Origin of the sequence: Mesorhizobium sp. M0048 (assembly GCF_040323405.1) — a bacterium.
Classification (GTDB): domain Bacteria; phylum Pseudomonadota; class Alphaproteobacteria; order Rhizobiales; family Rhizobiaceae; genus Mesorhizobium.
This window is the reverse complement of the sequence record NZ_JAMYUV010000035.1, coordinates 53,569-59,643: the sequence shown is the minus strand read 5'-3', so window position 1 is coordinate 59,643 and position 6,075 is coordinate 53,569. Positions and strand designations below refer to the sequence as shown.

At 61.1% G+C, this 6,075-nt stretch carries 5 protein-coding genes and 1 pseudogene; all 6 read right to left on the bottom strand.

Annotation, left to right across the window (positions count from 1 at the left end; translation table 11 throughout):
• Nucleotides 1–244: pseudogene (locus NKJ84_RS23825) on the bottom strand (lipid-A-disaccharide synthase); the annotation flags it as partial.
• Nucleotides 234–1,136, bottom strand: coding sequence for an LpxI family protein (locus NKJ84_RS23820; RefSeq protein WP_502904039.1), 903 nt, complete (start codon nucleotides 1,134–1,136; stop codon nucleotides 234–236). The gene NKJ84_RS23820 and the pseudogene NKJ84_RS23825, both read right to left, overlap by 11 nt.
• A 6-nt stretch (nucleotides 1,137–1,142) precedes the next feature.
• The gene (lpxA, locus tag NKJ84_RS23815; protein ID WP_352478915.1) at nucleotides 1,143–1,976 is read right to left on the bottom strand and encodes an acyl-ACP--UDP-N-acetylglucosamine O-acyltransferase; all 834 of its coding nucleotides are present in this window, start codon (nucleotides 1,974–1,976) and stop codon (nucleotides 1,143–1,145) included.
• 13 nt (nucleotides 1,977–1,989) lie between these two features.
• Complete coding sequence (gene fabZ, locus NKJ84_RS23810) at nucleotides 1,990–2,454, bottom strand: 3-hydroxyacyl-ACP dehydratase FabZ (protein WP_023674942.1); 465 nt, start codon at nucleotides 2,452–2,454, stop codon at nucleotides 1,990–1,992.
• Nucleotides 2,447–3,505, bottom strand: coding sequence for a UDP-3-O-(3-hydroxymyristoyl)glucosamine N-acyltransferase (gene lpxD, locus NKJ84_RS23805; protein ID WP_352508491.1), 1,059 nt, complete (start codon nucleotides 3,503–3,505; stop codon nucleotides 2,447–2,449). The genes fabZ and lpxD overlap by 8 nt, the downstream gene beginning before the upstream one ends.
• A gap of 179 nt (nucleotides 3,506–3,684) precedes the next feature.
• Nucleotides 3,685–6,036, bottom strand: coding sequence for an outer membrane protein assembly factor BamA (bamA, locus tag NKJ84_RS23800; RefSeq protein WP_352508490.1), 2,352 nt, complete (start codon nucleotides 6,034–6,036; stop codon nucleotides 3,685–3,687).
• Nucleotides 6,037–6,075 lie beyond the last annotated feature (39 nt).

The following is a 6,075-nucleotide window of genomic DNA, read 5'->3' as shown; positions in this document are numbered from 1 at the left end:
GGCCGATCCGCCGCATCAGGCGCGGCAGGTCGCGCAGGATAGCGCTAAGCCCCATCAGCGCGATCTCGCTGCCGTCGAACAATGGCGCCAGGCCGAGCGCCTGCAAATGGCGACCGCCGATGCCGACAAGCCGAACGTCGCGCCCGGTCATGCGTTTTAACGCCTGCACAAGATCGGCACCAAGCAGGTCGCCGGACTCCTCGCCGGCGACGACGGCTATCTTCAACGGCCGCTCATTCGCCATGCGCCGGCTCCGCAGCAGGCAGCCCGATCACGAACAGGCCGAGCGCATTGGCACGCCCGATGGTGGCGGGACCTTCGAGCACCAGCGAGCGGCCGGCTTCTACGGCAATGCCGGCCAGTCCGGCGGCATGCGCCGCCTCGACGGTCAGCGGGCCAATGGAGGGCAGATCGGCACGCAGTTCCTGACCGGGCTTGGCGCATTTGACCAGGACACCGCGCGTCCTGCCCGCCAGCCTGCCGTGCCCGCGCAATTCCCTTGTCCGCTCGAGCAGCCCGTCAGTCCCTTCGACGCCTTCCAGCGCAATGGCGCGGCCGCCGACCGCAACAGCCGCTTGGCCGATGTCCAGCGCGCCGATGGCTTTTGCCGCCGCGTGCGCCGCCTCGATGTCGCGCCAGTCGGCTTTGCGTGGCGCCGCCTTGGTCAGCAGTCCTTCGGCGGCGACCAGCTCCGGCACGATCTCGTGAGCGCCGACGACTTTGATGCCGCTGCGCTCGATCCTGCGCACGAACAATTTCAGCACCGTATCGTCTCCCCGGGTTACACCGACAAAAAGGCTGGGCAGCCAGGCGAGCAGGCCCAAATTGAGGCGCATGGCGCTCAGCCTGGGGCGGCGCGTGATATGACCCGCGGTCACCAGATGCGTAACGTGATGCTGCTTGAGGATCGGCAACAGCGAGCCGACGTCTTCCAGCCTCAAGGTTGCCTGCTCATAGGGCTCGAAATCGGCTATGCGATCGACCTCGCCCGCCGCCATCACGATGAAGGGCAATTTGCCTTGCCGGGCGAGCGCTCGGGCAATTTCGACCGGGAGGCTGCCGCCGCCGGCGATGATGCCGACCTTGGCATCTGGCGCGAGATCAAGGCCCTTTCCGGCAGCCTCAATCTTCGTCATCTGCTCTCAGTCTTCATCATCGGTATCGTCGCCGTCGCCACCCTTGAGCGACGGCACGGCATAGTGCCGCTTGCCGCGACCGGCGATGAAATCGACGATCTTCATGGCAGTCGGCGACGAGGCGAACTCCGCCTTGGCGAATTCGATGTTTTCGCCGACGGTCCGGGAGCGATCGAAGATCGTCTTATAGGCTTTGCGCAGCAAATGGATCTCCGAACGTGGCAGGCCGGCGCGCTTCAGCCCAATGATGTTGAGGCCGCGAAGGCTGGCACGGTTGCCAACGGCGATGGCGTAGGGAATGACGTCGCCGACGATCGCCGAGCAGCCGCCGAGAAAGGCGTTATCGCCGATGCGGACAAACTGATGAACCGCGGTAAGGCCGCCGATGTAGACATTGTCACCGACTTCGCAATGCCCGCCTAACGTCGCTTGATTGGCGAAGGTGGCGTTCTTGCCGACCACGCAGTCATGGGCAATGTGGGCATAGGCAAGGAAATTGCCGTTGTCGCCGATCGTCGTTTCGCCGCGGCTGGAATCGGTGCCGACATGCATGGTGACGCCTTCGCGGATCGTGCAGTTCTCGCCGATCACCAGCGTGGTACGGCCGCCCTTGTGCTTGGTGTTCTGCGGTGGTCCGCCCAGTATCGCCATCGGATAAACCTTGGTCGATGCACCGATGGTGGTCGCGCCAATCACCGAGACATGGCTGACCAGCTCGACGCGGTCGCCGATCACGGCATCGGGGCCGACGTGACAGAAGGGCCCGATGCGGGCGCCTTCGCCGATTTGGGCGCCTGCCTCGATGACCGACGATGGATGGATGACTGTCTGGATTTTCATTAGCATTCGTTTGTCAGCCGCTTGCGACCATCATCGCCGAGATCTCGGCTTCCGCCGCCTTGGCGCCATCGACGAGGGCCTCGCAAGCGAATTTGAGAAGATTGCCGCGTTTCTTGATTTTCTTCACATGAATTTTCAACTGGTCGCCTGGAACGACCGGCTTGCGGAACTTGGCATTGTCGATGGTCAGGAAATAAACCAGCGACGGCTTTTCCGTACCAAGGCTGCGGATGCAGATGGCGCCGGCCGTCTGCGCCATCGCCTCGATGATCAGCACGCCGGGCATGACCGGCTGGTCAGGGAAATGACCTTGGAAATGCGGCTCGTTTATGGTGACGTTCTTGATGCCGATTGCGGATTCGTCGCCATCTATGTCGACGATACGGTCGATCATCAAGAACGGATAGCGGTGCGGCAGGAGCTTCATCAGCCGCATTATGTCAACCGCTTCGAGCGTCGCCGCTGCGATGTCAGCCATTTCCCCCCTCACCCTGTCTGCGCGTCCGTGCAAGTCTGCGCAAGGCCGCTATCTCGCGCATGGCTTCCGCCATCGGCTGCGCCGGATATCCTCCCCAAATCTCACCGGCAGGCACATTGCTCATAAACCCGCTTCTTGCCGCAAGCTTGGCGCCGGACCCGATGGTCAAATGATCCGCAAGGCCGACGCCGCCACCCATGGTGACGTTGTCGCCTATCGTCACTGAACCGGAAATACCCGAAAGCCCGGCTATTATGCAATTGCGGCCGATGCGAACGTTGTGCGCGATCTGCACCAGATTGTCGATCTTGGTGCCCTGGCCGATGATCGTGTCGGACATGGCGCCGCGATCGACGGTCGTATTCGACCCGATCTCGACGTCGTCCTGGATGATGACGCGGCCGATCTGCGGAACCCGCTCAGGACCCTTTGCGCCGGCCACAAAGCCGAAGCCATCCTGGCCGATCCTGGCGCCGCCATGAATGATAACGCGATTGCCGATCAATGCATATTGCACGCTGGCACCTGGACCGACATAGCCGTCGCGGCCAATCTGCGAGGAAGGACCGATAACCGCATGAGGGGCAATGACGGTTCCGCTGCCGATGGCAGCGCGCGGTCCGATGACCGCGCCCGCTTCGATGATCGCACCGGGCTCGACATGGGCGGTCGCATCGATATGGGCGTGCGGCGAGATACCGGTTTCGCCGGTCATCGGTCCAGGCGTCGCAGCCGCCGGGAAAAGCAGGCGCCCGACCATTGCGAAAGCCTGCTGCGGGCGCGGATGCACCAGAACCGCGATGCCCGCTGGCGCCTTGGCGGCAAATTCGGCAGGGCAGAGAACCGCTGCCGCCCGCAGTGACTGCATCAGGGCGAAATTGCGCCTGCCATCGACGAAGACAAGGGCGTTCTCGCCGCCTTCGTTGGCGGGAGCCAGAGCGTCGATCGAAACATCGGAGAGAGCGGAATCGACAAGCATCGAGCCGGTCAGATTCGCGACTTCGCCGGCCGTATACCGGCGTGAGGGCGCGAAGAACACCGGATCGGTCATTCCAGAAGCAATATCCAGCTAGCGTATGACCCCGAAATCGGAAATCGATCCTCGGAAAGGATCATGCGCAAATCAAATTGCTACAACGTTCTTTGAGCGTCCGATAGGACGCACTGCGCTGTAGTGTCGGATCACTGACATCCGGATCCAAACGAGCCGGAAGCATCGTTACCCGCACATTAGAAGCGGGTCGATATGCCGAAGTTGAATTCCTGCACGTCGTCGGTCTTTTCCTTCTTGACCGGGATCGCATAGTCGATGCGGATCGGGCCGAAAGGCGATGCCCACATCAGACCGACGCCGACAGAAGCGCGCCATTCCATGCCGGTCGTCGACTGATTGACGAGGTTGGAGGCAATCTTGCTGCCGTAGAGCGTTGCCGCATCGGCGAATACCGCGCCGCGCAAACCGAAGCTTTCCGGGATGACCGGCAGCGGGAACTGCGCTTCCGCCGAGGCATTGAAGTAAGTGGTGCCGCCGAGATGGTCATTGCTGTTGTCCGAGGCAACCGGACCGATGCCGCCATATTCGAAACCGCGGATCATTCGATCGCTGCTCTGGAAATGGTCGAAGACACGCAGGTCGCCGCTGCCATATCCCTGGACATGGCCGGCACCGCCAGAAATGAGGCCTACCAGATCCAATTGTTCGGACAACGTTTGATAAATGCTGCCGCGCGCTGTCACCTTGATGAACTTGGCGTCGCCGCCCACGCCAGCCACTTCCGTGCCGACGTTGGCAAAAATGCCTTCATGGGGATTCTTCATGTCGTCAATGGTATTGTAAACTAGGCCGAGACTAACCGACGATTTGAGCCACGGACTCTCTTCGACACCGTTTATAATCGCCTGGGAGACATCGCAGGTGGCAGGGTCGCAGTCCTCGTCGAACTCATACTTCTCCTGAGCGATATTATACGCGAGCTGCGTCGAGATGTTGTCGGTAATCGGCAGGCCGAAGCGCACTGTCGCGCCCGTCGTGTCGCTATCGTAATGGTCATAGTTTCGAGTCTGCTTGTAGATGTCGAATCCGGCAGCGATACGGCGACCAAGGAAGTACGGTTCGGTAAACGAGAAGCTGTAATCGCGCGAGTTCTTGCCGCCGCCAGCCGCCACCTTGATGAATTGGCCGCGGCCGAGGAAGTTCCGCTCACTGATTGAACCTTCTACGGACGGACCAGCCGTCTCGCCACCAGTCGAATAACCGGCACCGACCGAGAACTCACCGGTCGATTTCTCGACCACGTCGACCACCAGCACGACTTGATCAGGCTCAGAGCCCGGAACGGTGGAAATCTCGACTTTCTCAAAATAATCGAGTGCTTCCAGCCGCCTCTTCGCGCGCTGGATGAGAACCTGATTGAAAGCGTCGCCTTCGCTGACATCGAACTCGCGGCGAATGACGTAGTCGCGCGTCCGATCGTTGCCGCGGATCTCGATGCGCTCGATATAGGCCTTGGTGCCCTGGTCGATCGTATAAACGACAGAGATGGTGTGGTTTTCGAAGTTGCGGTCACCGCGCGGCGTCACCTGGGCAAAGGCATAACCAGAACCGGCGACCTTTTCGGTCAGCGCGATGATCGTGTCCTCGACATCCTTGGCGTTATAGACATCGCCCTTGTGGGTCTCGACCACCGATTCAAGCGACTTGCTGTCGACCTCGGGGATCGTGCTTTCGACGCTGACGTCCCCGAACGTATACCGCTCGCCCTCCTGCACCGTGATGGTAACGGTGTATTTGTTGGTTGTGTCGTCGAGTTCGCCGACAGCCGAGACGACCTGGAAGTCGGCATAGCCGTGATTATAATAGAAGCGGCGCAGCAGCTCCTGGTCGGCGCGCAGCTTGTCCTCGTCATAAACATCGTCGCGCAGCACGAACGACAGGAAGGACGAGCGCTTGGTGGAGATGATGTCCGACAGACGGCGGCTCGAATAGGCGCTGTTGCCGACGAAATTGATCGCCGCAATCTGGGTGCGGCCGCCTTCGTTGATGTTGAAGACCACGTTTACCCGGTTGTCGCCGAGATCCATGATCTGGGTGGTCACGGCGGCATCGTCGCGGCCGATACGCCGGTAGGCGGCCTTGACCGCCTCGACATCGGCGTCGAGCTGTTGTTGCGAGAAGGTGCCGCGCGGCTTCAATTGCACCGCGGCTGCAAGCGCGTTGTCCTTGAGCTTCTTGTTGCCCTGGAACAGCACCTGGTTGACGACCTGGTATTCGGAAACCTTGATGACCAGCGTCGATCCGACCTGGTTGATCTGCACGTCCGAAAACAGCCCGGTGCCAAACAGCGCCTTGACCGCATCGTCGATGTCGGAGCTGGAAAACGCCTTGCCGGGCTTGATTGTCACGTAATTGCGGATGGTGTCCGCGTCGACACGCTGATTGCCGGTGACTTCGACTCTGGAGACGACAGCCGCCTCGGCGGCCGATGTGGCAACGAACTGCACTGCGAGCGCGCCTGGTACAACCAGAGCAGCGGACATAGCCACCGCGGACGCGGCGCTCAGAAACTTGGATGCTGCCTTCATCGGGCTTTTGTACCTTTTCTCGAAGTCCCCACGGCGAGA

Coding starts and splice junctions, on each gene's coding strand:
- NKJ84_RS23820 (WP_502904039.1), bottom strand. CDS start 1,136: ATGACGAAGATTGAGGCTGCCGGAAAGGGCCTTGATCTCGCGCCAGAT.
- lpxA (WP_352478915.1), bottom strand. CDS start 1,976: ATGAAAATCCAGACAGTCATCCATCCATCGTCGGTCATCGAGGCAGGC.
- fabZ (WP_023674942.1), bottom strand. CDS start 2,454: ATGGCTGACATCGCAGCGGCGACGCTCGAAGCGGTTGACATAATGCGG.
- lpxD (WP_352508491.1), bottom strand. CDS start 3,505: ATGACCGATCCGGTGTTCTTCGCGCCCTCACGCCGGTATACGGCCGGC.
- bamA (WP_352508490.1), bottom strand. CDS start 6,036: ATGAAGGCAGCATCCAAGTTTCTGAGCGCCGCGTCCGCGGTGGCTATG.